This window comes from Micromonospora ferruginea, assembly GCF_013694245.2.
Classification (GTDB): domain Bacteria; phylum Actinomycetota; class Actinomycetes; order Mycobacteriales; family Micromonosporaceae; genus Micromonospora; species Micromonospora robiginosa.
On record NZ_CP059322.2, the window covers coordinates 562483 to 584320 of the forward strand.

The 21838-nt window shown below is 76.9% G+C and carries 19 protein-coding genes and 1 pseudogene; 10 read left to right on the forward strand and 10 right to left on the reverse strand.

The features are described from left to right. Positions 1–142: 142 nt before the first annotated feature. Together metF and H1D33_RS02740 are read left to right on the forward strand one after the other, a co-directional pair. Positions 143–1060, forward strand: a complete 918-nt coding sequence (metF, locus tag H1D33_RS02735; RefSeq protein ID WP_181569557.1) for a methylenetetrahydrofolate reductase [NAD(P)H] — start codon at positions 143–145, stop codon at positions 1058–1060. 45 nt (positions 1061–1105) lie between these two features. Continuing rightward, the gene (locus H1D33_RS02740; protein WP_181569556.1) at positions 1106–1795 is read left to right on the forward strand and encodes a CDP-alcohol phosphatidyltransferase family protein; all 690 of its coding nucleotides are present in this window, start codon (positions 1106–1108) and stop codon (positions 1793–1795) included. Between the two features lie 65 nt (positions 1796–1860). Here the strand turns inward: H1D33_RS02740 and H1D33_RS02745 are convergent, their stop codons facing one another. The 10 genes from H1D33_RS02745 to H1D33_RS02790 all read right to left on the reverse strand — a co-directional run bounded on the left by H1D33_RS02745 (position 1861) and on the right by H1D33_RS02790 (position 10884). After that, positions 1861–3348: a phytoene desaturase family protein gene (locus tag H1D33_RS02745; RefSeq protein ID WP_181569555.1), complete on the reverse strand. Its 1488-nt coding sequence runs from the start codon at positions 3346–3348 to the stop codon at positions 1861–1863. Between the two features lie 12 nt (positions 3349–3360). Beyond that, positions 3361–4488: a glycosyltransferase family 2 protein gene (locus tag H1D33_RS02750; protein WP_181569554.1), complete on the reverse strand. Its 1128-nt coding sequence runs from the start codon at positions 4486–4488 to the stop codon at positions 3361–3363. Next, complete coding sequence (locus H1D33_RS02755) at positions 4485–5336, reverse strand: carotenoid biosynthesis protein (RefSeq protein ID WP_181569553.1); 852 nt, start codon at positions 5334–5336, stop codon at positions 4485–4487. Before H1D33_RS02755 ends, H1D33_RS02750 begins: the two co-directional genes overlap by 4 nt. Continuing rightward, a complete protein-coding gene (locus H1D33_RS02760; protein ID WP_181569552.1) occupies positions 5333–5893 on the reverse strand; it encodes a GNAT family N-acetyltransferase in 561 nt (186 codons plus the stop codon). Before H1D33_RS02760 ends, H1D33_RS02755 begins: the two co-directional genes overlap by 4 nt. Next, complete coding sequence (locus H1D33_RS02765; RefSeq protein WP_181569551.1) at positions 5890–6621, reverse strand: monooxygenase; 732 nt, start codon at positions 6619–6621, stop codon at positions 5890–5892. Before H1D33_RS02765 ends, H1D33_RS02760 begins: the two co-directional genes overlap by 4 nt. Then, on the reverse strand, positions 6618–7112 hold the full coding sequence (locus H1D33_RS02770; protein ID WP_181569550.1) for a YbaK/EbsC family protein: 495 nt from the start codon (positions 7110–7112) through the stop codon (positions 6618–6620). The genes H1D33_RS02765 and H1D33_RS02770 overlap by 4 nt, the downstream gene beginning before the upstream one ends. Before the next feature lie 114 nt (positions 7113–7226). Continuing rightward, positions 7227–8069: a TetR/AcrR family transcriptional regulator gene (locus H1D33_RS02775; RefSeq protein WP_307755339.1), complete on the reverse strand. Its 843-nt coding sequence runs from the start codon at positions 8067–8069 to the stop codon at positions 7227–7229. A 39-nt stretch (positions 8070–8108) separates the two neighbouring features. Next, on the reverse strand, positions 8109–8921 hold the full coding sequence (locus H1D33_RS02780; RefSeq protein ID WP_181569549.1) for an FAD:protein FMN transferase: 813 nt from the start codon (positions 8919–8921) through the stop codon (positions 8109–8111). Then, positions 8918–9466, reverse strand: a complete 549-nt coding sequence (locus H1D33_RS02785) for an FMN-binding protein (protein WP_181569548.1) — start codon at positions 9464–9466, stop codon at positions 8918–8920. The genes H1D33_RS02780 and H1D33_RS02785 overlap by 4 nt, the downstream gene beginning before the upstream one ends. Before the next feature lie 20 nt (positions 9467–9486). Next, entirely contained in the window at positions 9487–10884 is a 1398-nt protein-coding gene (locus tag H1D33_RS02790) for a ferredoxin reductase family protein (RefSeq protein WP_181569547.1), read from the reverse strand. A 544-nt stretch (positions 10885–11428) separates the two neighbouring features. Between H1D33_RS02790 and H1D33_RS02795 the strand changes: the two genes are divergently transcribed. From H1D33_RS02795 to H1D33_RS02830, 8 genes and pseudogenes are all read left to right on the forward strand, one after another. Then, positions 11429–11980, forward strand: a complete 552-nt coding sequence (locus H1D33_RS02795; protein ID WP_181569546.1) for an SAV_6107 family HEPN domain-containing protein — start codon at positions 11429–11431, stop codon at positions 11978–11980. 123 nt (positions 11981–12103) lie between these two features. Next, on the forward strand, positions 12104–12868 hold the full coding sequence (locus H1D33_RS02800; protein WP_181569545.1) for a hypothetical protein: 765 nt from the start codon (positions 12104–12106) through the stop codon (positions 12866–12868). Continuing rightward, positions 12865–14804 (forward strand): annotated as a pseudogene (locus tag H1D33_RS02805) (DNA polymerase Y family protein). Before H1D33_RS02800 ends, H1D33_RS02805 begins: the two are co-directional and overlap by 4 nt. A gap of 144 nt (positions 14805–14948) precedes the next feature. Continuing rightward, entirely contained in the window at positions 14949–18314 is a 3366-nt protein-coding gene (locus H1D33_RS02810; RefSeq protein ID WP_181569544.1) for an error-prone DNA polymerase, read from the forward strand. Positions 18315–18410: 96 nt separating this feature from the next. Beyond that, positions 18411–18590, forward strand: a complete 180-nt coding sequence (locus H1D33_RS02815) for a hypothetical protein (RefSeq protein WP_181569543.1) — start codon at positions 18411–18413, stop codon at positions 18588–18590. A 14-nt stretch (positions 18591–18604) separates the two neighbouring features. Next, positions 18605–19354 carry a methyltransferase domain-containing protein gene (locus H1D33_RS02820; protein WP_181569542.1) on the forward strand — a complete coding sequence of 250 codons (750 nt, stop codon included), beginning with the start codon at positions 18605–18607 and terminating at the stop codon, positions 19352–19354. Next, the gene (locus tag H1D33_RS02825; RefSeq protein WP_181569541.1) at positions 19351–20514 is read left to right on the forward strand and encodes an alkaline phosphatase family protein; all 1164 of its coding nucleotides are present in this window, start codon (positions 19351–19353) and stop codon (positions 20512–20514) included. Before H1D33_RS02820 ends, H1D33_RS02825 begins: the two co-directional genes overlap by 4 nt. Before the next feature lie 39 nt (positions 20515–20553). Further along, positions 20554–21813: a DNA polymerase IV gene (locus H1D33_RS02830; RefSeq protein WP_181569540.1), complete on the forward strand. Its 1260-nt coding sequence runs from the start codon at positions 20554–20556 to the stop codon at positions 21811–21813. The last annotated feature ends 25 nt before the right edge of the window (positions 21814–21838 follow it).

The window sequence follows — 21838 nt, forward strand, 5'->3', positions numbered from 1 at the left end:
CCCCGCGCGGGCCCCCGGGCCGGCCGTCGGCCGCCCACCGCGCTGGCGTCGTTTCTACCCCCGGGGTACGACGTCGCGGCCGGCCCGCTCGCGGGCTGGGAAGCTCCTCGGCACAGCGGGCCGATCCGGTTACAGTCGTCGGGTGGCGCTCGGTCTTCCCTCGGTCCTTCCCAATCCGCAGCCGGCGATCGGGGAGCTGGTCCGTGACGGCGGCCCCACCTTCTCGTTCGAGTTCTTCCCGCCGAAGACCCCCGCCGGCGAGAAACTGCTCTGGCAGGCGATCCGCGAGCTGGAGCCGCTGCTCCCGTCGTTCGTCTCGATCACCTACGGCGCGGGCGGCTCGACCCGCGACACCACGGTCGCGGTGACCGAGCGGATCGCCACCGAGACCACCCTGCTGCCGATGGCGCACCTCACCGCGGTCAACCACTCGGTCGCCGAGCTGCGGCACGTGATCGGTCGGCTGGCCTCGGTCGGGGTCCGTAACGTGCTGGCCGTGCGCGGCGACCCGCCGGGCGACCCGGGCGGCGAGTGGGTCACCCACCCGCAGGGCGTCAGCTACGCCGAGGACCTGGTCCGGCTGGTCCGCGACAGCGGTGACTTCAGCGTCGGGGTGGCCGCCTTCCCGTACAAGCATCCGCGCTCGCCCGACGTGGCCAGCGACACCGCGCACTTCGTCCGCAAGTGCCGGGCCGGGGCCGCGTTCGCCATCACCCAGATGTTCTTCGACGCCGACGACTACCTGCGGCTGCGTGACCGGGTCGCCGCCGCCGGCTGCGACACCCCGATCCTGGCCGGGGTGATGCCGGTGACCCAGATCGGCACCATCACGCGCTCGGTGCAGCTCTCCGGCGCGCCATTCCCGCCCGCGCTGGCCGAACGGTTCGACCGGGTGGCCGACGACCCGGAGGCGGTCCACCGCCTCGGCATCGAGCAGGCCGGTGAGATGTGCGCCAAGCTGCTGGACGAGGGCGTGCCGGGGATCCACTTCATCACGCTCAACCGCTCCACCGCGACCCGCGAGGTCTGGCAGCGGCTGCGGGCCGACGCGCGGGTGTGACCACCGGCCACACGACACCCGGAGCGCCCTTCTACGGTTGATCCCGTGGTGGGCACACAGCTGAACTGGGACCAGTACGCGACCGCGTGGGCGCGGCTGCACGGTGGGTTCGATCCCCGCAGCGCCGCGCCGGTGGTGCGCGCCTGGCTACGCTTCGCCTACCACGTGGGCTTCGTGCTGGGCCGGCTGCGGGTCGGCCCGACCGCGGTGACCGTGTTCGGGGTGCTGCTCTGCTTCTGCGTACCCCTGCTGGCGGGCCGGGCCGGCGACGGGCCGTTCCTGGGCGCGTTGTTCGTGCTGCTGGCCGCCGTGGCGGACAGCGTCGACGGCGCGGTCGCGGTGGCCACCGGCCGCACCACCCGGCTGGGCTACGTCTACGACTCGGTCGCCGACCGGCTCGGGGAGGTGGCCTGGCTGCTCGCGTTCTGGCTGCTCGGCGCGCCCGGCGCGCTGGTCGCCGCGGCCGGCGGCCTGTCCTGGCTGCACGAGTACGTGCGGGCCCGGTCGGTCTCGGCCGGGATGCGGGAGATCGGCGCGGTGACCGTGGGGGAGCGGCCGACCCGGGTCTGCGTGGCGCTGGTCGGGCTGGTGGTGGCCGGGCTCACCGGGCTGATCGACGCCGACCTGACCGCCGGCACCATCACCATGGCCACCACGGTGTGGGTGCTGCTCGCCGGCTTCGGCCTCGGTCAGTTGCTCTCCGCGGTGCGCCGCGCGCTCGTCGACGCCGGCTGACCGCCCAGCGGGTGTTAGGCGGGGGCCCCGCCTCTACCGAAAACGTTAAGCGGGGGCCCCTCCTTTCACCAGGCGGGGCCGATGGCGTGGGCGACTATCTCCGCGGAGAGGGTCACCATCGGCAGCCCGCCGCCCGGATGCGTGGAGCCGCCGACCAGCCACAGCCCGGCGACCGGGCCCCGGTTGGCCGGGCGCAGCAGCCCGCCCGCGGTGCCGTAGATCGCCCCGCCCGGCGCGCCGGTGGCCGCGTCCAGGTCGGCCGGCGTGCGGATCTCGGAGAAGACCAGCCGGTCCCGCACGTCCACCCCCCGCTCGGCCAGCACGTCCAGGATCCGGCCCGCGTACGTCTCCGCCAGCCCCGGCCGCCGCCAGTCCACCGCGTCCGCGGCGGTGCCGTGGCGGGGCGCGTTGACCAGCACGAACCACGCCTCGTGGCCGTCCGGGCGGACCGCCGGATCGTCGGCGGCGGTGACGAACACGGTCGGGTCGGGGGCCGGGCGGGCCCGCACGCCGCGACCGGGGTCGCCGAAGACGGCGTCGAACTCGGCGTCGTAGTCGCGGGGGAAGAACACGGTGTGGTGGGCCACCCCGGTGTCGCCGCGCACGCCGAGCAGCATCACGAATCCGGCCAGGCTGCGGTCGGTCAGCGCGGCCAGCCGGCGCGGGTGCGGCAGCAGGTCCCGGTAGACGGTGAGCGCGTCGGTGTTGGCCACCACCACGTCGGCCGGGACGGGGACGGCCGACCCGGCGACGCGGACCCCGTGCACCCGGCCACCCGCGGCGTCGATCCGGGTGACCGCCGCGTCGGTGCGGACCACCACGCCGAGGTCCAGGCAGCGCGACAGCAGCGCGTCGGCGAGCGTGCCCAGCCCGCCGCGCAGGTACCAGCCGCCGTACGCCAGCTCGGCGTAGGGCACGGCGACCAGCGCGGCCGGCGCGCGGCGCGGGTCGGCGCCGGTGTAGGTGGCGTACCGGTCGAGCAGCATCCGCAGCCGGTCGTCGGACAGGTGCGTGCGGCCCAGCCCGCGCAGCGTGCGGCCGGGGCCGATGGCGGCCAGGTCGCCCAGCCGCCAGGCCAGCGCGGCCAGGTCGCGCGGCGAGTCCACGGTGCGGCGCAGGATGTCCCGGTGCGATGCCGTCCACACCCGCTCGGCGCGCCGCCACAGCTTCCGCCAGTCTGCGGCGGACCGGTCGCCGAACGCGGCGCCGATCCGGGCGGCGAACTCGTCCGGGTCGGCGCAGGAGTCCAGCGCGGGGCCGCCGCCGGGGAAGACGTGCCGCACGATCGGGTCCAGCGGGACCAGGTCGAGGTATTCGTCGAGCTTCGCTCCGGTGGCCTCGAACAGGTCGGCGAAGACCTGCGGCAGGGTGACCAGGCTCGGCCCGGTGTCGAAGCGCCACGTCCCCTCCGGGGTGTGGTGCGCCCACCGGCCCAGCTTGCCGCCGACCGTGCCGGCCCGTTCCAGGACGGTGACCTCGTGCCCGGTGACCGCCAGCCGGGCGGCGACGGCAAGGCCGCCCACGCCGGCGCCGATGACCACGATGCGCGCCATGGGGTGCCCCTCCTAGGTGACCGGGCGACCCCGCCAGGTGAGCCGGCGTCGCTTCCGCAGATGGTACGACCGGACGGTCAGCCAACCGAGGACCACGACCGACACGGGGTGTGCCAGCGCGTCGGGCCAGGCCCGCCCGCCGGTGGCCCGGGCGCTCACCACGCGGCCCGCGACGCCGGCCAGGTAGGCCAACGCGGCGACCCCGGCCACCGCCGGCGTGCCGGCCGCCAGCGCGGCGACCGCCAGCAGCGGCGGCGCCACGTAGAGCGCGAACAGCAGCGCCAGCACGGCCGCCGCGCCGGCCGGGTGCCCGAACGAGGCCCACAGCGACTTGGCGTAGCCGTCGCGCAGTTGCGGCCAGTCGTCGTACATCCGGCAGGACGCCAGCCGGGAGCCGTCGGCCAGCGCGATCCGGCCGCCGGCCCGCTTCACCGCCCGGGCCAGCTCGATGTCCTCCAGCACCTTGTCGGCCACCGCCGCGTGCCCGCCGGCCCGCAGGTAGCCGGCCCGGTCCACGACCAGGAACTGCCCGCCGGCCGCGGCCAGCGAGGGCCGCCGCGAGCGTTCCATCGCGCGCAGCGGCAGGAACGTCAGCCACAACCACTGCAACAGCGGCTGCACCAGCCGGTCGGCCGCCGTCCGCACCACGATCCGGGGGTACGGCGACAGCAGCGTCGCGTCCGCCGCGCGCAGCTCGGCCACCGCCGCCGCCACCGCGTACGGGGTGAGCACCACGTCGGCGTCGACGAACGCCAGCACGCTCGGCGCCGGGTCGACGCGGGTGGCGAGCTGCCAGCAGGCGTGCGGCTTGCCCAGCCAGCCGGGCGGCGGGGCGACGCCGTCGAGCAGCGTGACCCGGGGGTCGGCGCCGGCCACCGCGCGGACCACGTCGGCGGTGCCGTCGGTGGACCCGTCGTCGAGCACCACGATCCGCAGGTCCGGCACGCCGCGCTGGGCGAGCAGCGCGCGCAGGCACGGGGTGACCCGGTCGGCCTCGTCGCGCAGCGGCAGCAGCACCGCCACCGCCTCGGCGGCCTCGACCGGCCCGGCGGTGGGGCGGCGCAGCCAGGCCACGGCGTTGACGAGCGTGTGCCCGGTGAGCGCGGCGACCGCCACCACCAGCGCGAGCGCGGCGGTCATGCCGGCGCGTCGACCCGGGGCGCGGGATCCGGCGCGACGGTCCGGTCCCGGCGACCCCGCCACAGCACCACCGCCAGCGGCACCGCGGCCACCGCCATGCCGACCGCGCCCCACACCGCGGACGCGGGCAGCCGGAGGAAGACCGCGTGCGCCAGCACGCTGGAGGCGTACGTCCAGAGGTAGAGCGCGAACATCGGGGCGTCGCGGCGGTCGACCCGGTCGACGGCCGGCCCGGCGAGCGGGCGCAGCACGACGGCCAGCAGCACGGCGAAGCCCAGCCAGCCCAGGTAGTTGCTGACCGGGATGCCTGGCAGCCCGGGCAGCGCCGGGCTGGCGTCCCGCCAGCCCCAGTAGCCTTCGGCCACCATCTGCGGATCAAGGAACAGATCCCACGCGGCCAACCCCACCCCCGCCAGCGCGATCCGGGTAAGGCGGGGCCCCCGGTTAACGCCTCCGGTAGAGGAGGGGCCCCCTTTTAACGCCCGGGTGAGCCGGACCGCGGTGAGCCACGCCGGCCAGGCCATCCAGGTCCAGGCCAGCGGGATGATCAGCGGTACGCCGGCCAGCTTCGGGCCCAGCTCGCCGGAGTAGTCGTAGCTGCCGAACGGGAACCCGGTGGCCACGCCGATCGCCTCGACGGCGAACCCGCCGCCGGTCACCACCGCGACCAGCGCGGCCGCGACCCGGGCGCCCCGGGTGAGCAGCGCGTGGGCGACGGAGAGCAGCCAGCCGAGCACCACGGTCGCCACGGTCAGCCCGGCCCGGGTCGCGCCGCCGGTCAGCGGGTAGCAGATCTGGGCCAGCACCAGCACCGCCAGCAGCGCCCAGGGCAGCCGGACTCGGCTCATGCCTGCTCCGGCCCCGCGGCGGGCAGGGGCAGGTCTCGGCCGAGCACGCCGAACGGCCGCTCGTCGCCGGGGAAGTGGAAGTGGCGCAGCACGTCGACGAAGCCGAACCGGCGGTAGAGCCGCCAGGCCCGCGACGTCCGTTCGTCCGCCTCCGGGGTGGACAGCAGCGTGGTGTCCCCCTCGGCCACGGTGAGCAGCGCGCGGAGCTGACGGGCGCCGACGCCGTGCCCCTGCGCGGGCGGGCGCACGTGCAGCTCCACCACCTCGAACGGGCGGGCCAGCCAGCGCTGCCGGGCCTTCGCGTCCAGCGCCCGGTGCACCTGGTCGTGCCACCACTGGCCGGTGGCGCCGAGGTAGCCGTACCCGAAACCGGCCAGGTGCCCCTCGGAGGTCAGGCTGGCGACGGCGCGGAACCCGGGCCGCCGGACGTGGGTGGCGATGTAGCCGCGCCGGGCCTCCAGCAGGTCGGCGCGGTAGCCCATCGCCTCGCCGTAGACGGCGACCACGTCGTCCAGCCGGCGGACCAGGTCGTCCGGCGTCCAGCGGACCAGCCTCATGCGTTCCCTCTCGCCGAGTGGGGGTCGCCGTCCGCGGCGACCCAGCCGAGCACCGTACGGTCGCCGACCACGTCGCCCACCGCGAACCGCGCGAACAGCTCCTCCGCGTACCAGCCCTCGGTGGGGGTGCGGGTGATCGCGGCGCGGTGCTCGGGGGAACGGTACGCGAACGCGACCAGGTCCGTCGGGTCACGCCACACGCTCACCGTGCCCTGCCAGCCCAGCGGCGCCTCGCCGACGCCGAAGCGGGCGAGCAGCCCCGGCGCGGCGTGCAGCTCGGCGGCGACCGGCGGGATGGCCCGCCAGAACGTGGCCGCCCGGCGGGCCCGCAACCGGGCCCGGGTCAGCGCCAGCACCGGGCCGGTGACCCGCCCGCCGGACGGGGCGCCGAACGGCTCCCGGCCGGACCACATGCCCCGGCTGGTCAGCGGGCGCAGGTCCACCCGGACGGCGGCGTCGGCGACGCGGGCCCAGGAGCGGGCGACCGGGGAGGCGTCGAAGCCGGCCGCGGCGGCGGGGGAGTCCCACACCACCAGCGCCGCCCACCGGGTCAGGTCGGCGTCGCCGGGACCGAAGCCGGTGCCGGTCCCGGTGCCGAGCAGTTTGGCGAAGCGCACGCCCGGCAGCCGGCGCAGCCGTGCCGGGTGGGTCGCCATCCGGGCCAGCGCGCCGGGCACCGCCCGCCGGGGGACACGCCACACGTGCAGCGTGACGAGGTCGGGGTTCACGCCACCTCGGTCGGGTCGCCGCCGGTGATCCGCAGCAGTTCCGCGTACGTGGTGGGGAACACCGCCTGCGGGACGCCGCCGGCCGCCCACACCTCGTCGTACCCCTCGAGCGCGGTGTCGACCAGGGTGCGCAGCGGCCCGGGGTGGCCGAGTGGCGCGACCCCGCCGATCACCTGGCCGGTGTGCCGCCGGACGAAGTCCGGGGTGGCCCGGCGCAGGTGGGTCACGCCCAGCGTGGCGGCCAGCCCGGCGGTGTCCACCCGGTGCGCGCCGGAGGTGAGCACCAGCAGCGGCGCGTCGTCGGCGTCGAAGACCAGCGAGTTGGCGATGGCGCCGACGTCGACGCCGAGCGCCTCGGCCGCCGCGGCGGCGGTGTGCACCGCCGCCGGCAGCAGGCGGACGGCGCTGGCGTGCCCGGAGAAGTCCCGCGCCCCCGCCGCGTCGAGCGCCCGCTGCACCGCCCGCACGTTCGGATGTGACTCAGACTGCATGCCCCGCATTCTCCCCCACCACCCCGACCACCCCGCACCGGGCGCACCGCCCCCACCGGGTGCGTCGATCATGAAGTTGGCGGTGTCGACTCCCGGCGTGTCGGACCGCCAACCTCATGATCGACCGGGGGCGGCGGGGGCGGCGGGGAGGCGGGGAGGCGGGGGTGCGGGAGTGGAGCAGGGTCTGGATGCCGTCGAGGATGCGGGTGAGGCCGAAGTCCAGGGTGGGGTCGGGCGACCGGGTGGGATGGGGGACGGGACGGCGGGGGTGGCCAGGGCGGTGGCCAGGGCGGGGAAGCGGGTCTCGCGGCCGCGCACCAGGGCGGCGAACGCCGCGTCCCGGCCGGAGTCCGGTGGCAGGGCGGCCAGGTTGCGGGCGTGCCCGACCAGCAGCGTGGCCACGTCGAGCCGCTCGGTCGCGGTGAGCCCGGTGCCGGCGAGCGCGGCCACCACGCGCTCCACCCAGGACAGCTCGTTCGGTCCGGGCAGCCGGGCGCCCACGGCCGCCGCCTGCGCCCAGGGGTGGCGGCGGAACCGCTCGACCAGCCGCCGGGTCCAGTCGTCGAGCTGCGCCCGCCAGCCCCCGCCGGCCGGCGCCGGGATGTCGGCTGCGCCGGGACCGGCGTCCGGGTCGGCCGTGGCCGGCACGTCGGCCGTGGCGGGACCGGCCGGCGGCGGGGGCGGGTCGCCCAGTGCCTCGTCCAGCATCAGGGCGACCAGTTCGGCCCGGCCCGGCACATAGCGGTAGAGCGCCATCTTGGTGACGCCCAGCGACTCGGCGACCCGCTGCATGGTCAGCCCGTCGAGCCCGTCGAGCCCGTCCGCGTCGGCGACCGCGATGCCGGCGCGGGCCACGGCGGCCGGGGAGAGTGTGGGACGGGGCCCGCGCCGGGGCCCGGCGGGCGCGCCCCAGAGCAGCTCGAACAGCCGCTTCTTGTCGACCTCACCGGCGCGCACGGATCACCCTCCCGCCTCGGCGACGGCCCGGGTCCGCCGTCAGGCAGACGATACGGTCACCCGGCCCCGCTCCCCGGGCCAGCCCGGGGTGGCCCGGACCCGGCCCGCGGCGTCCACCAGCAGGGCCGCGTACCCGTCCAGGGAGGCCAGCCAGTCCGGCGCGTCCGCGCCGCCGGCGACCGCCGCGGTCGCGTACACGTCGGCCCAGAGCAGGTCCGGGCCGACCACGGTGACCGACCGGAGGGCCGCGGCCGGCCGCCCGGCGCGCGGGTCGGTGATGTGCGTGCCGCGCCGCGCGGTGCCGGAGGTGGCGACCGCGCCGCCGGCCCGCGCGACGACGTCGAGCATCCGCTCGGGCCGGTCCGGGTCCTCGACGCCGATCCGCCAGGACGGCCGGCCCGGCGCGGTCCGCAGCAGCACGTCGCCGCCCGCGTTGAGGCACAGGTCGTGCGCGGCCAGGTCGGTCAGGTGCCGGGCGGCCCGCTCCACCGCCCAGCCCTTGACCAGGCCGGACGGGTCGTAGCCGGTGCCGCCCAGCGGCAGCGGCAGCGGCAGGCGGCGGGCGTCGAACCAGCCGCCGGTACGCGCGCGGGCCGTCTCGCAGAGCGCGGCCACCTCGCGCACCAGCGGGTCGGCGGTGGCCGCCGGGCCGGGTGGCGCGCCCCGGAGCCGGCCGAGCACGCTCTCCGGCCGCCAGGTGCTGAACACGTCGTCGGCGGCGCGCAGGTCGGCGAAGACGCGCGCCACCCGCTCCTCGACCGCCGGGGTACGCACCCCCGGGCCGCGCAGGTGCACGCTGACCGGCAGCCCCATCACCTGCTCCACCCAGGCGCGGCGGTCCGGCCCGTTCACCGCAGGTGCGCCGCGTCGATGGCGGACTGGAGCGACTCGCGGTAGCCGTCGCTGGTGACGGTGGCCCCGGAGACGCTGTCGATCCGCGCGCTCTGCGCCGCGAGGGCCTCCTGCCGCAGGATCGGCACCGCGTAGTCGTTGATCTCCTGGTCCCGCCGGTTGCCGTCGGGCACCTGCACAGCGGTCACGTCGGTGATCTTCCCGGCGGCGACGGTGATCCGCACCTGCACCGGCCCCCACCGGGTCTGCGCCACCGACCCGGTGGCCGTGCCGCTGCCGGTCGACGAGCCGCCGTCGCTGCCGCTGCCGGTCGAGGAACCGCCGTCGCTGCCGCCGCCGGTCGAGGAGCCGCCGGTCGAGGAGCCGTCGCCGGTGGCGCCGCCCGACGGTCCCGAGCCGCCGCCCGTGCCGTTCCACGAGCCGCCGCCCGGGTCGCTCCCGGAGGCGACCGCGCCGGTCTCCGCGCCCATGGTGCTGGTCCGGTAGCTGAACAGCAGCACCAGCACGGTCACGGTGGACAGCAGCCAGATGGTGATCCGTCGCACGGATCCTCCCTTCGCGCCCGTCACCAGGCGAACAGTTCGTGATGGACGTGCGCGTCGGGCACCCCGGCCGCGCGGGTCGCGGCGCGGACGGCGTCGACCCAGCCGTCCGGCCCGCAGAGGAAGACGTCGTGCCCGGCCACCCCGGGGGAGAGCCGGCGCAGCGCCTCGGCGTCGGCGAGCCCCTCGGCGTACGCGGGCAGCCAGGACGGCTGCGCCGCCCGGGGGCCGACCAGGTGGTGCACGATCAACCCGCGTTCGGCGGCGAGCCGGTCCAGCTCGTCGGCGAAGGCCAGGTCCTCCGGGGTACGCGCGCGGTAGGCGAGCACCGTCCGGCCGGGCGCGTACGGCAGCTCCCAGAGCAGCGCGAGCAGCGGGGTGATACCGACGCCGCAGGCCAGCATGGTGATCCCGCCGCCGCGCCAGTGCTGCCCGGTGAGCCGCCCGTACGGCCCCTCGATCAGCACCCGGGTGCCGGGGCGCAGGGCGGCCACCCGGGCGCTGTCGTCGCCCAGGTCCTTGACCGTGATCCGCATCAGGTCCCCGTGCGGCGGCGCGGACAGCGAGTACGGATGTGCCCGGGACCAGCCGGGGCCGTCCAGGAACCGCCAGAGCAGGAACTGCCCGGCCCGGACCGGCAGCCGGTGCAGGTCCCGCCCGCGTAGCCAGACCGAGGTGACGCCGGGCGCCTCGGGCACCACCGCGGCCACCTCGATCCGGTGCCGCAGCGAGCGCCAGGCCGGCAGGCCGATCCGCCAGACCAGCACGCTGGCCAGCGCCAGCAGGTAGACCGTCCACCAGTAGGCGCGGGCGAGCGGCGAGGCGAGGAAGTCGGCGCCGGTCCAGAGCTGGTGCGGCAGCGCCAGCGCGACGCCCAGGTAGGCGTAGAGGTGCAGCAGGTGCCAGGACTCGTAGCGCAGCCGCCGCCGGGCCGCGCGGACCGAGGTCACCACCACCAGCACCAGCAGCGCCAGCGCCGCGGTGGCGAGCAGCATCCCGGGGTACGTGACGACGAGGTCCCAGGTCTCGGCGAGCACGCCCTGCCGGGCGGTGCCGGCGTAGCCGAGGACGGTCAGCAGCACGTGCGCCAGGAGCAGGTGGAACGAGGTGAAGCCGGCGAGCCGGTGCCAGCGGGCGATCCGGTCCTGACCGAAGCGGCGCTCCAGCAGCGGCACTCGGGCCATCAGCACCACCTGGATCAGCATCAGGTCGGCGCTGAGCAGGCCGGTGAGCCGGCCGAGCGAGGTGAGCCCGGTGGCCGCGCCGGCCAGCAGCTCCTGCACCCCCCGGTCGGCGGTCCACAGCGCGGTGACCACCAGCAGGCTGAGCGCCGCGAGGGTGCCGGCGACGTCGGCCCACCAGGCCGGGGCGGCCGGCAGGGCCGGGCGTACGGCCCGCCGGTCGGCCACGGCGGCGGTCACCGGACGGTCTTTTCGGTACGGCAGACGTTCATGGGGTAACCGTCTGCCGGTGAGTTCCGGTTCTCCTTTGCCGAGGCTGTGCCCCGGCTGAGAATCCGTACCACCCGACGGCGGGTCCCCGGCGCGTCACACATTGCGTTTTCGTCGGTGGGGAGGTGTACTGTCAGGGTAGTTAGAACGAGTGTTCGATTAGATCGCGATCGGTTCCCCGCCGACACGGTCGGGCGCACACCGTTCACCACGCTCCGGAAGCGGTGTTTCGCGGCACCGGCTTCCGGAAGGTGCGGCTCCGCGGGCCGCACCGGGCCTCGGACAGTCGCGAGTCCGAGCCCGTCAGGCAGGTCGTCGCCCGCCGCCCACGACCCCCGGGCGGCGGGCGACGGACCCGCCGGCACGTCGGCCGGGTGTGGGTGTGGGGAAGCGTCCACACCCGGCCGGCCGCCACCTGAGGTGCGTCTTCCTCCGCACCGACCGCTCCGGGCGACCGGGCGACGGTTCCCCGTCGCGCGACCGCCCGCCCCGGCCACTCGCGGAGGAGAGACCCATGTCGACCAGTCCGGCCCAGGCGCCCACGGTGCCCGCGCACGTGCTGCCGCACCGCACCCCCGCCCAGTTGCTCGTGGTGGCCCGCGACGGGTTGGTCGAAGCCGCCCGCACCCGCCCCGACGGCCTCCGCTACGCCGCCGCCCACCTCGCGGCGCTGCGCGCCGCCGCCGCCGTGCTCGCCGCCCGGGCCCGCCCCGCACCTACCCGCCGCAACCGGATCACCAGCGTCTGGGTGCTGCTCGCCACCGTCGCCCCCGAGCTGGACGAGTGGGCCGCCCTCTTCGCCGCCGGCGCCAGCAAGCGGGCCGCCGCCGAGGCCGGCATCCCCCGGGTGGTCACCGCCCGGGAGGCCGACGATCTGCTGCGCGCCGCCGAACAGTTCGTGACCGTGGTGGAGACCGCGCTCGGCCTGGCGCACCAACCCGCGTTCGACGGCCTGCACCGGCCGCTCCGGCCCGGCGGGTCCGACGCCGCGCCGCGCTCCGGCCCGGCCGCCGCGCCGCGTCCCGGTTCGACGGCCGCGCCGCGTCCCGGGGCGGCCGCCGCCTGAGTCGTGGCGCCCGGCCGCCATCGGCGGGACCCGGGTGGCCGGGCGCCGCTCCACCGCACCACACGATCCACAGCACCATCCACGGGCCGGGCCCGTGGCGAAACACGACGGGGGGTTGGTCCGATGGCGGGCCGCATGGTGGTCGGTTCCGCCGCCCTGGCCGATCTGGTGCGCCCGGCGAGCGCGCCCGACCCGGCCGGTGGCCATCGGATGCTCCCCGTGCGGGCCGAGCTGACCGGGCTGCTGCCCCACCGGGGGTTGCGGCGGGGCAGCACCGTCGCGGTCGGTCTCGGCCAGCCCCGGCACAGCGGCGCCACCTCGCTGATCCTGGCGCTGCTCGCCGAGGCGTCCCGGGCCGGCTCGTGGTGCGCCGTGGTCGGCGTGCCCACCTTCGGGGCCGGCGCGGCGGCCGAGGCCGGGATCGCCCTGGACCGGCTCGCCCTGGTGCCCGACCCCGGGCCGGAGTGGCCCACCGTGGTGGCCGCGCTCATCGACGGGGTCGACGTGGTGGTCACCGCCGTGCCGGCCTCGGTCGCCGCCTCGGTCTCCGCCCGGCTGGCCGCCCGCGCCCGGCAGCGCGGCAGCGTGCTGGTCCCGTACGGCCGGTGGGACGGCGCGGACGTGACGCTCCAGGTGGTCCGGGGTGTCTGGCAAGGGCTCGGGCCGGGCCGTGGGCGGCTGCGCCGCCGCGAGGTGACCGTCTCGGCCCGTGGCCGGGGCGCCGCCGCCCGGCCCAAGGAGATCAAGTTGTGGCTGCCCGGCGACGAGCTGACCCGGGTGATCCCCCGCTCCGCCGGCTCCGGCGTCCCTGCCGCCGCCCCGACCCGCCGGCTGCGCGTGGTGACCCCGGTCGCCCGTCCGCTCACCGTGGCCGGGACGGGCCGGTGAGCGGCGTCCCGCCCCGGGCGCTGCTGCTCTGGTGCCCGGACTGGCCCGTCCTCGCCGCCGAGATCGTCGACGGGGTGCCCGCCACCGACCCGGTCGTGGTGCTGCACGCCAACCGGGTGGTCGCCTGCTCCGAGCGGGCCCGGGCCGAGGGGATCCGGCGCGGGCTGCGCCGGCGGGAGGCGCAGGGCCGCTGCCCCGGGCTCACCGTCGTCGACCACGACCCCGGTCGGGACGCGCGGGCGTTCGAGCCGGTGGTGGCCGCCGTCGAGGAGGTGGTCGCCGGCGTCGAGGTGATCCGGCCCGGCGCGTGCGCGACCGCCGCCCGGGGGCCGAGCCGCTACCTCGGCGGCGAGGAGGCGGCGGCCGAGCGCATCGTCGAGCACGTCGCCCAGAGCTGCGCGGTGGAGAGCCAGGTCGGCGTCGCCGACGGGGTCTTCGCGGCCGGGCTGGCCGCCCGGGAGGGGCGGATCGTGCCGCCGGGCGGCACCACGGAGTTCCTGGCCGGCCGGCCGGTCGAGGCGCTCGGCCGGCCGGCCCTGGCCGACCTGCTTCGCCGGCTCGGGATCCGCACCCTCGGCGACTTCGCCGCGCTGCCCGCCGGGGACGTGCTGGCCCGGTTCGGGTTCGACGGGGCGCTGGCGCACCGGCTCGCCGCCGGGCGCGACGACCGTCCGCTCGCGGTCCGGCAGCCGCCCGCCGACCTGACCGTCACCGCCGAGCACGACGAGCCGATCGACCGGGTCGACGCCGCCGCGTTCGCCGCCCGGACGCTGGCCGAGCGCCTGCACGAGCGGCTCGCCGCGTACGGGCTGGCCTGCACCCGGCTCGGCATCGAGGCGGTCACCGCGCACGGCCAGGAGCTGCACCGGGTGTGGCGGCACGACGGCCTGCTCACCGCCGCGGCCATCGCCGACCGGGTCCGCTGGCAGCTCGACGGCTGGCTCTCCGGCAGCAACGGCCGGGGCGGCGCCCGCCCGACCCGGCCGACCGCCGGCATCGTCCGGCTGCGGCTGGTGCCGGACGGGGTGCTCGCCCAGGCCGGCCTGCAACCCGGGCTGTGGGGGGAGACCGGCGCGGAGCGGGACCGGGCGCACCGGGCGCTGAGTCGGGTCCAGGGCATCCTCGGGCCCGAGGCGGTGGTCACCGCCGTGCTCGGCGGCGGGCGTTCCCCGGCCGACCAGGTGCGCCTGGTCCCGTGGGGGACGAGCGGGTGCCCACCCGCCCCGGCCCGCCGCCGCTGCCGGCCCTCCTGCGGCCGGGCGCCACCCCGCCGGCTCTGGCGCCGGCACCCGTGCCGTCGACTTCGGCCGGTGTTCCGGCCGTGCCGTCGACTCCGGCCGGTGTTCCGGCCGGGCGGTCGACTCCGGCCGGGCGGTCGACTCCGGCCGGGCGGTCGACTCCGGCCGGGCGGTCGACTCCGGCCGGGCGGTCGACTCCGGCCGGGCGGTCGACTCCGGCCGTGCCGTCGACTCCGGCCGGGCGGTCGACGTCGGCCGGTGTTCCGGTCGGGCGGTCCGGCGCGGCTGCGGCGTCGACCGCGTCCGTCGGTCCGGGCGGGGTGGCGAGGCGGGCCGGTGGTCGGGCCGGCCGGGGCGGGGCGGTGGCCGAGCCGCCGTGGCCGGGGCGGATCCCGCCGCCGTCACCGGCCGTGGTGCTGCCCACCCCGCTGTCGGCCGAGGTGCGTGACGCGGCGGGGGAGCCGGTCGTGGTGAGCGCCCGGCTGGCGGTCAGCGCGGCGCCGGCCCGGTTGACCGTGGGCGCCGGCCGGCCGGCCGAGATCTCCGGCTGGGCCGGGCCGTGGCCGGTGGACGAACGCTGGTGGGCACCGGCCGAGGCGCGTCGCCGGGCCCGGTTCCAGGTCTGCCTGGCCGACGGCACCGCGCTGCTGCTCGCGGTCGAGGGCGGGCAGTGGCTGGTGGAGGCCATCTATGACTGAGCGGCGGTGCCCGGTCGGTCGAGTCGGCACTCTTCCCACCCTCCGGGTTGCGCGTTCCACCTGCCAGGAAGCAGAAAGATCTTGGTACGAAAGTGCCCCTCCGGGGGCCATTTCGTACCAAGATCTCGGCCGGGGGAGCGCCAGGTGAGCTTCCACAACCCGAAGATGCCCTGGTCGAAGCTGGAGCAGGTGCTCTCCGGGCGGGCGAAGGGCGAGCGCGGCGGGGGTGAGCGGCACCTGCACGTGGTGGACCCGCTCGCGGTCGACGCCGACGGCGGCGACTCCCCGGCCTGGAGCCGCAAGCGCCAGGAATACCACCCGCCCGAGCTGGAGCGCCCGGACGGCACGGTGCCCTACGCGGAGCTGCACGCGCACTCCAACTTCAGCTTCCTCGACGGGGCCAGCCACCCGGAGGAGCTGGCCGAGGAGGCCGCCCGGCTGGGGCTCACCGCGCTCGCCGTCACCGACCACGACGGCTTCTACGGCGTGGTGCGCTTCGCCGAGGCGGCCCGTGCGCTGCGGCTGCCGACGATCTTCGGGGCGGAGCTGTCCCTCGGGCTGCCCGGCCCGCAGAACGGCGAGCCCGACCCGCTCGGCCGGCACCTGCTGGTGCTCGCGCACGGCCACGAGGGGTACGCCCGCCTCGCCGCCACCGTCTCCCGGGCCCAGCTACGCGGCGGGGAGAAGGGCCGACCGGTCTACGGGGAGCTGGAGCAGATCGCCGACGAGCTGCGCGACCACGTGCTGGTGCTCACCGGCTGCCGCAAGGGGCACGTGCCCGCCACGCTGCTCACCGAGGGGGTCGACGCGGCGGCCCGGGAGCTGGACCGGCTCACCGCGCTGTTCGGCGCGGAGACGGTGGCGGTGGAGCTGACCGACCACGGCCATCCGGTCGACGCCGACCGCAACGACGCGCTCGCCGAGCTGGCCGCCGCGGCCGGGCTGCCCACGGTGGCCACGAACAACGTGCACTACGCCACCCCGGGGCGGCGTCGGCTGGCCACCACGTTGGCCGCGGTCCGGGCCCGGCGCAGCCTCGACGAGATCGACGGGTGGCTGCCCGCCGCGGCCACCGCCCACCTGCGCAGCGGCGCGGAGATGGCGGCGCGGTTCGCCGCGTACCCGGGCGCGGTGGCGCGGGCCGCCGAGTTCGGCGCGGAGCTGGCGTTCGACCTGCACCTGGTCGCGCCGCAACTGCCGGCGTACCCGGTGCCGGCCGGGCACACCGAGATGAGCTGGCTGCGCTGGCTGACCATGGACGGCGCCCGGGAGCGCTACGGCCCGCCCGAGGCGCACCCGGAGGCGTACGCGCAGTTGGCGCACGAGCTGCGGATGATCGAGGAGCTGGGCTTCCCCGGCTACTTCCTGGTGGTCTACGACATCGTCGCGTTCTGCCGCGCGCAGGACATCTACTGCCAGGGCCGGGGGTCGGCGGCCAACTCGGCGGTCTGCTACGCGCTACGCATCACCAACGTGGACGCGGTGCGGCACCGGCTGCTGTTCGAGCGTTTCCTCGCCCCGGAACGGGACGGCCCGCCCGACATCGACGTGGACATCGAGTCCGACCGCCGGGAGGAGGTGATCCAGCACGTCTACGCCCGCTACGGCCGGGAGCACACCGCCCAGGTCGCCAACGTCATCTCCTACCGGCCGCGCTCGGCGGTGCGGGACGTGGCCAAGGCGTTCGGCTTCTCGCCCGGCCAGCAGGACGCCTGGAGCAAGCAGATCGACAGGTGGGGCTCGGTCGCCGCGGTCGACGTGGCGGACATCCCCGAGCAGGTGGTCGCGTACGCCAACGAGTTGCAGACCTTCCCCCGGCACCTGGGCATCCACTCCGGCGGCATGGTGATCTGCGACCGGCCGGTGATCGAGGTGTGCCCGGTGGAGTGGGGCCGGATGCCGGGGCGCAGCGTGCTCCAGTGGGACAAGGACGACTGCGCCGCCGTCGGCCTGGTCAAGTTCGACCTGCTCGGCCTCGGCATGCTGTCCGCGTTGCACTACGGCTACGACATGATCGGGATGAGCCTGGATCTGGGCGGGATGGCGCTGGACGACCCCGAGGTCTACGACATGCTCTGCCGGGCCGACTCGGTCGGGGTGTTCCAGGTGGAGAGCCGGGCCCAGATGGCCACCCTGCCCCGGCTCAAGCCGCGCGAGTTCTACGACCTGGTGGTGGAGGTGGCGCTGATCCGTCCCGGCCCGATCCAGGGCGGCTCGGTGCACCCCTACATCCGGCGCAAGAACGGCCAGGAACCGGTGACGTACGCGCACCCGCTGATGCGCAACGCGCTGGAGAAGACGCTCGGCGTGCCGCTGTTCCAGGAGCAGCTCATGCAGCTCGCCATCGACCTGGCCGGGTTCGACGCGGCCGGCGCCGACCAGTTGCGCCGGGCGATGGGCGCGAAACGGTCGGTGGAGCGGATGGCGCGGATCGCCGACCGGCTCTACGCCGGGATGGCCGAGCGGGGCATCACCGGCGAGCTGGCCGACGACGTCTACCGCAAGCTGACCGCGTTCGCCAGCTACGGCTTCCCGGAGAGCCACGCGATGAGCTTCGCCTACCTGGTCTACGCCAGCTCGTGGCTCAAGCGCTACCACCCGGGCCCGTTCCTGGCCGCGCTGCTCAACGCCCAGCCGATGGGCTTCTACTCGCCGCAGACGCTTGCCGACGACGCCCGCCGGCACGGGGTGGAGGTCCGCCGGCCGGACGTCAACGCCAGCGGCGCCAAGGCGGTGCTGGAGTCCACGCCGCAGACCCGGTGGGGCAGCGTGCCGGGCGAGCCGCCGCACGCCTGGGGGCTGAACGGTCCGGTGGTCCGGCTGGGGCTGGGCAGCGTCCGTACCCTCGGCGACGAGGTGGCCGAGCGGATCGAGGCGGAGCGGGCGGCGCACGGGCCGTACCGGGACATGCCGGACCTGGCCCGGCGGGCCGGTCTCACCGCCGCGCACCTGGAGGCGCTGGCCACCGCGGACGCCTTCGCCTGCTTCGGGTTGACCCGGCGGCAGGCCCTCTGGGCCGCCGGCGCGGCGGCCCAGGACCGGCCCGGCCGGCTGCCCGGCACGGTGACCGGCGTGGACCCGCCCACCCTGCCCGGCATGGCGGACGTGGACCGGCTGGTCGCCGACGTCTGGGCCACCGGCCTGTCCCCGGAGAGCCACCCGGCCCGGTTCATCCGGGACCGGCTCGACGCGCTGGGCGCGGTGCCGATCGCCCGGCTCGGCCGGGTGGAGCCCGGGCAGCGGATCCGGGTCGGCGGGATCGTCACCCACCGGCAGCGCCCGGCGACCGCCGGCGGGGTCACGTTCCTCAACCTGGAGGACGAGACCGGCATGCTGAATGTCACTTGCTCCCCGGGGCTGTGGCAGCGCTACCGTCGAATCGCCCGCACCAGCGGCGCGCTGGTGGTGCGGGGCCGGTTGCAGCGGCACGAGGGCGTCACGAACCTCACCGCGGACCGGCTGGACGCGATCGAGCCGCCCGTCACGCCGGCGTCCCGGGATTTCCGTTGATGGTAGTGATCCACATTACGGTTTCCGGGAGCCGGACACGGGAGACTCCCGGACGCGGGTGGGCAGAGTCGCCCACCCCGGTATGGGGGATGAACGATGACCTTTCACAGCACGTACCCCGGCGGCGTGGCCAACGCCCGGCGGACCCGTCTCGGCGCCGGGTGGGCGCCCACCCACGAGATCGAGCCGCGCGAGCACCAGGTGACCGACGGCCCGGTGGCCAACACGCAGCGCTCCCGCGCCGAGGAGGACCCGGCCGGCGGCGGCGAGTCCTGACACCGGGCCGGGCCATGGTTACGCTCGGCGGCGTGGAGCAGACCCGAACCCTCACCCCCCGCACCGCCGTGATCTGGGCGGTGCTCCGGGCCGAGCTGGACCGGCGGGCCGGCGAACGCCTCTCCGTGCTCGACGTCGGCGGCGGGACCGGCGGCTTCGCCGTCCCGCTCGCCGAGGCCGGCCACCGGGTCACCGTGGTCGACGCCAGCCCCGACGCGCTCGCCGCGCTGACCCGCCGGGCCGCCGAGGCCGGGGTCGCCGATCGGGTACGCGCGACGCAGGGCGACGCCGACGCGCTCACCGGGCTGGTCGAGCCGGCCTCCGTGGACCTGGTGCTCTGCCACTCCGTGCTGGAGGTGGTCGACGCCCCGGAGCCGGTGATCGCGGCGCTGGCCGGCGCGCTGCGCCCGGGTGGCGCGGCCAGCGTGCTGGTCGCCGCGCGGGCCGCCGCCGTGCTCGGCCGGGCGATGAACGGCCAGCTCGACGCCGCCGCCGCGCTCGCCGCCGACCCGCACGGCACCGCCGGCGGCCGGGACACCCTGCGCCGCCGCTACGACGCCGAGGGCGCGGACGCGCTGCTCACCGCCGCCGGGCTCGCCGTCGAGGAGATCCACGGGGTACGCGTCCTCGCCGACCTGCTGCCGGCCGCGGTGGCCGACGGTCAGCCGGCCGCCCTGCTCGACCTGGAGTACGCCCTGGCGGCGAAGCCGCCGTACCGCGATCTCGCCGCCCAACTGCACCTGTTCGCCCGCCGCCCGGCATGACCGCCCCGGCCCCGGGGCCGCTGGAGCGGGTCGCGCCCCGCTACGGCGGTGGCAGCCTGGTCGACGTGCTGCCCAGCGCGTTGTCGCTGTTCGGTGTCCCGGGCGCGGTCGACCTGCTGGGCCTGACCCCCCGGCTGGCCGGGGTACGCCGGCTCGCCGTGCTGCTGGTCGACGGGCTCGGCTGGTACCAGATCCCCACCGCCGCGCCGTACGCGCCGACGCTGGCCGGGCTGGCCGCCACCACCGGCTCCCCGCTCACCGCGGGTTTCCCCTCCACGACCCCGACCAGCCTGGTCGGCCTCGGCGCCGGCGTCGCGCCGGGCGTGCACGGGGTGCTCGGCTTCACCGTCCGGGTGCCCGGCACCGACCGGGTGCTCACCCACGTCGACTGGGCCGGCGACCCGGACCCGTCCCGCTGGCAGCCGGTCCCCACCTGGTACGAGCGGGCCCGCGCGGCCGGGGTGGCGGTGACCGTGGTGAGCCGCCCCGAGTTCGCCGGCAGCGGCCTCACCCTGGCCGCCAACCGGGGCGGCGACTACCGGGGCGCGGCCGGGGTCGACGCGCTGGCCACCCGGATGCTGGCCGCGCTGGCCGCCGGCGCGGGGCCCACCCTGGTCTCCGGCTACCACCCGGACCTGGACCGGCACGGGCACCTCAGCGGCGTCGACTCGGCGCCGTGGCGGTCGGCCGCCGCCGAGGTGGACGCGCTGCTGGCCCGGCTGCTCGACGGGCTGCCGCCGGACGCCGCGCTGCTGGTCACCGCCGACCACGGCCAGCTCGACGTCCCCGCCGGGCACCGGATCGACCTGGACGCCGACGCCCGGCTGCGGGCCGGGGTCCGGGTGGTGGCCGGTGAGCCCCGGGTCCGCTACCTGCACGTCGAGCCGGGCGCGGAGGCCGACGTGGTGGCCGCCTGGACGGCGGTGCTGGGCGGCGCGGCGGACGTGCTGACCCGGGCGGAGGCGGTGGCGACCGGCTGGTTCGGGCCGGTGCCGGAGGCGCACCTGGCCCGGATCGGCGACGTGGTGGTGGTCTGCCGGGACACGTACGCGGTGACCGCCACCCGCTCGGAGCCGCCGATGGTGTCGCGGCTGGTGGCGTACCACGGCGCGGACACCGCCGCGGAGATGACCGTGCCGCTGCTGGTGGTCCGGGGCTGACCGACGCGGGTGTCGGACCGGCGGGCTAGCCTGCGGGGCATGGGTCGCAGCCAGTCGTTGCCCCGGGGTGGCGATCCGCGCTTCGGGCCGGACGCCGACGACACCGGCTGTTCCATCCTGCACGTCGACATGGACGCGTTCTTCGCCTCGGTGGAGGTCCGCCGCCGCCCCGAGCTGCGCGGCCGGCCGGTGGTGGTGGGCGGTGTCGGCCCGCGCGGCGTGGTCAGCTCGGCCAGCTACGAGGCGCGCCGGCACGGGGTCCGCAGCGCCATGCCCACCGCCCGGGCCCGCGCGCTCTGCCCGGGCGCGGTCTACCTGCCGCCCGACTTCGCCGCCTACTCGGAGGCGTCCCGGGCGGTCATGCGGATCTTCCGCGACGTCACCCCGCTGGTCGAGCCGCTCTCGTTGGACGAGGCGTTCCTCGACGTGGCCGGCGCCCGGCGACTGTTCGGCCGGCCGGCGGCCATCGCCGCGCTGATCCGCCGCCGGGTCGCCGAGGAGCAGCGGCTGACCTGCTCGGTGGGGGTGGCGTCGAGCAAGTTCGTGGCCAAGCTGGGCTCTACCCGGGCCAAGCCGGACGGCCTGCTCGTGGTGCCCGCCGACCGGGTGCTGGACTTCCTGCACCCGCTGCCGGTGTCGGCGTTGTGGGGCGTGGGGGAGCGGTCGGCGGAGGCGTTGCGCCGGCTCGGCCTGCGCACCGTGCGCGATCTGGCCGAGGCGCCGTCCGGCCTGCTGCGCCGGGCGGTGGGCGAGGCGTCCGCCGCGCACCTGCACGAGCTGGCCTGGGGGCGGGACCCGCGCGGGGTGTCCCCGGAGCACGTGGAGAAGTCGATCGGCGCGGAGACCACGTTCGAGACCGACGTGACCGACCCGGGCGAGATCCGGCGGGCCCTGCTCGCGCTCGCCGACAAGGCCGGCGTCCGGTTGCGGGCGGCCGGGCAGGTGGGCCGGACGGTGTCGCTGAAGGTCCGGTTCGCCGACTTCCGCACGATCAGTCGCGCCCGCACCCTCGCCGTGCCGACCGACACCGCCCGGGAGATGTTCGACACTGCCTGGGCGCTCTGGGGCGTTCTCGCCCCGACCGAGCCGGTGCGTCTGGTCGGCGTACGGATGGAGGGGCTCGCCCCGGCGCAGGAGACGCCACGGCAGCTCACCCTGGGTGAGCCGGAGCGGGGTTGGCGGGAGGCGGAGGCCGCGGCGGACGCGGCGGCCGCCCGATTCGGGCGGTCCGTCATAGGTCCGGCCAGTCTTCTCGGGCGGCGCGAGCAGCGCCGAGTCGAAAAACCGACCCGGCCGTAGGTCGTCCCGCTTTCCGACGCGCGAG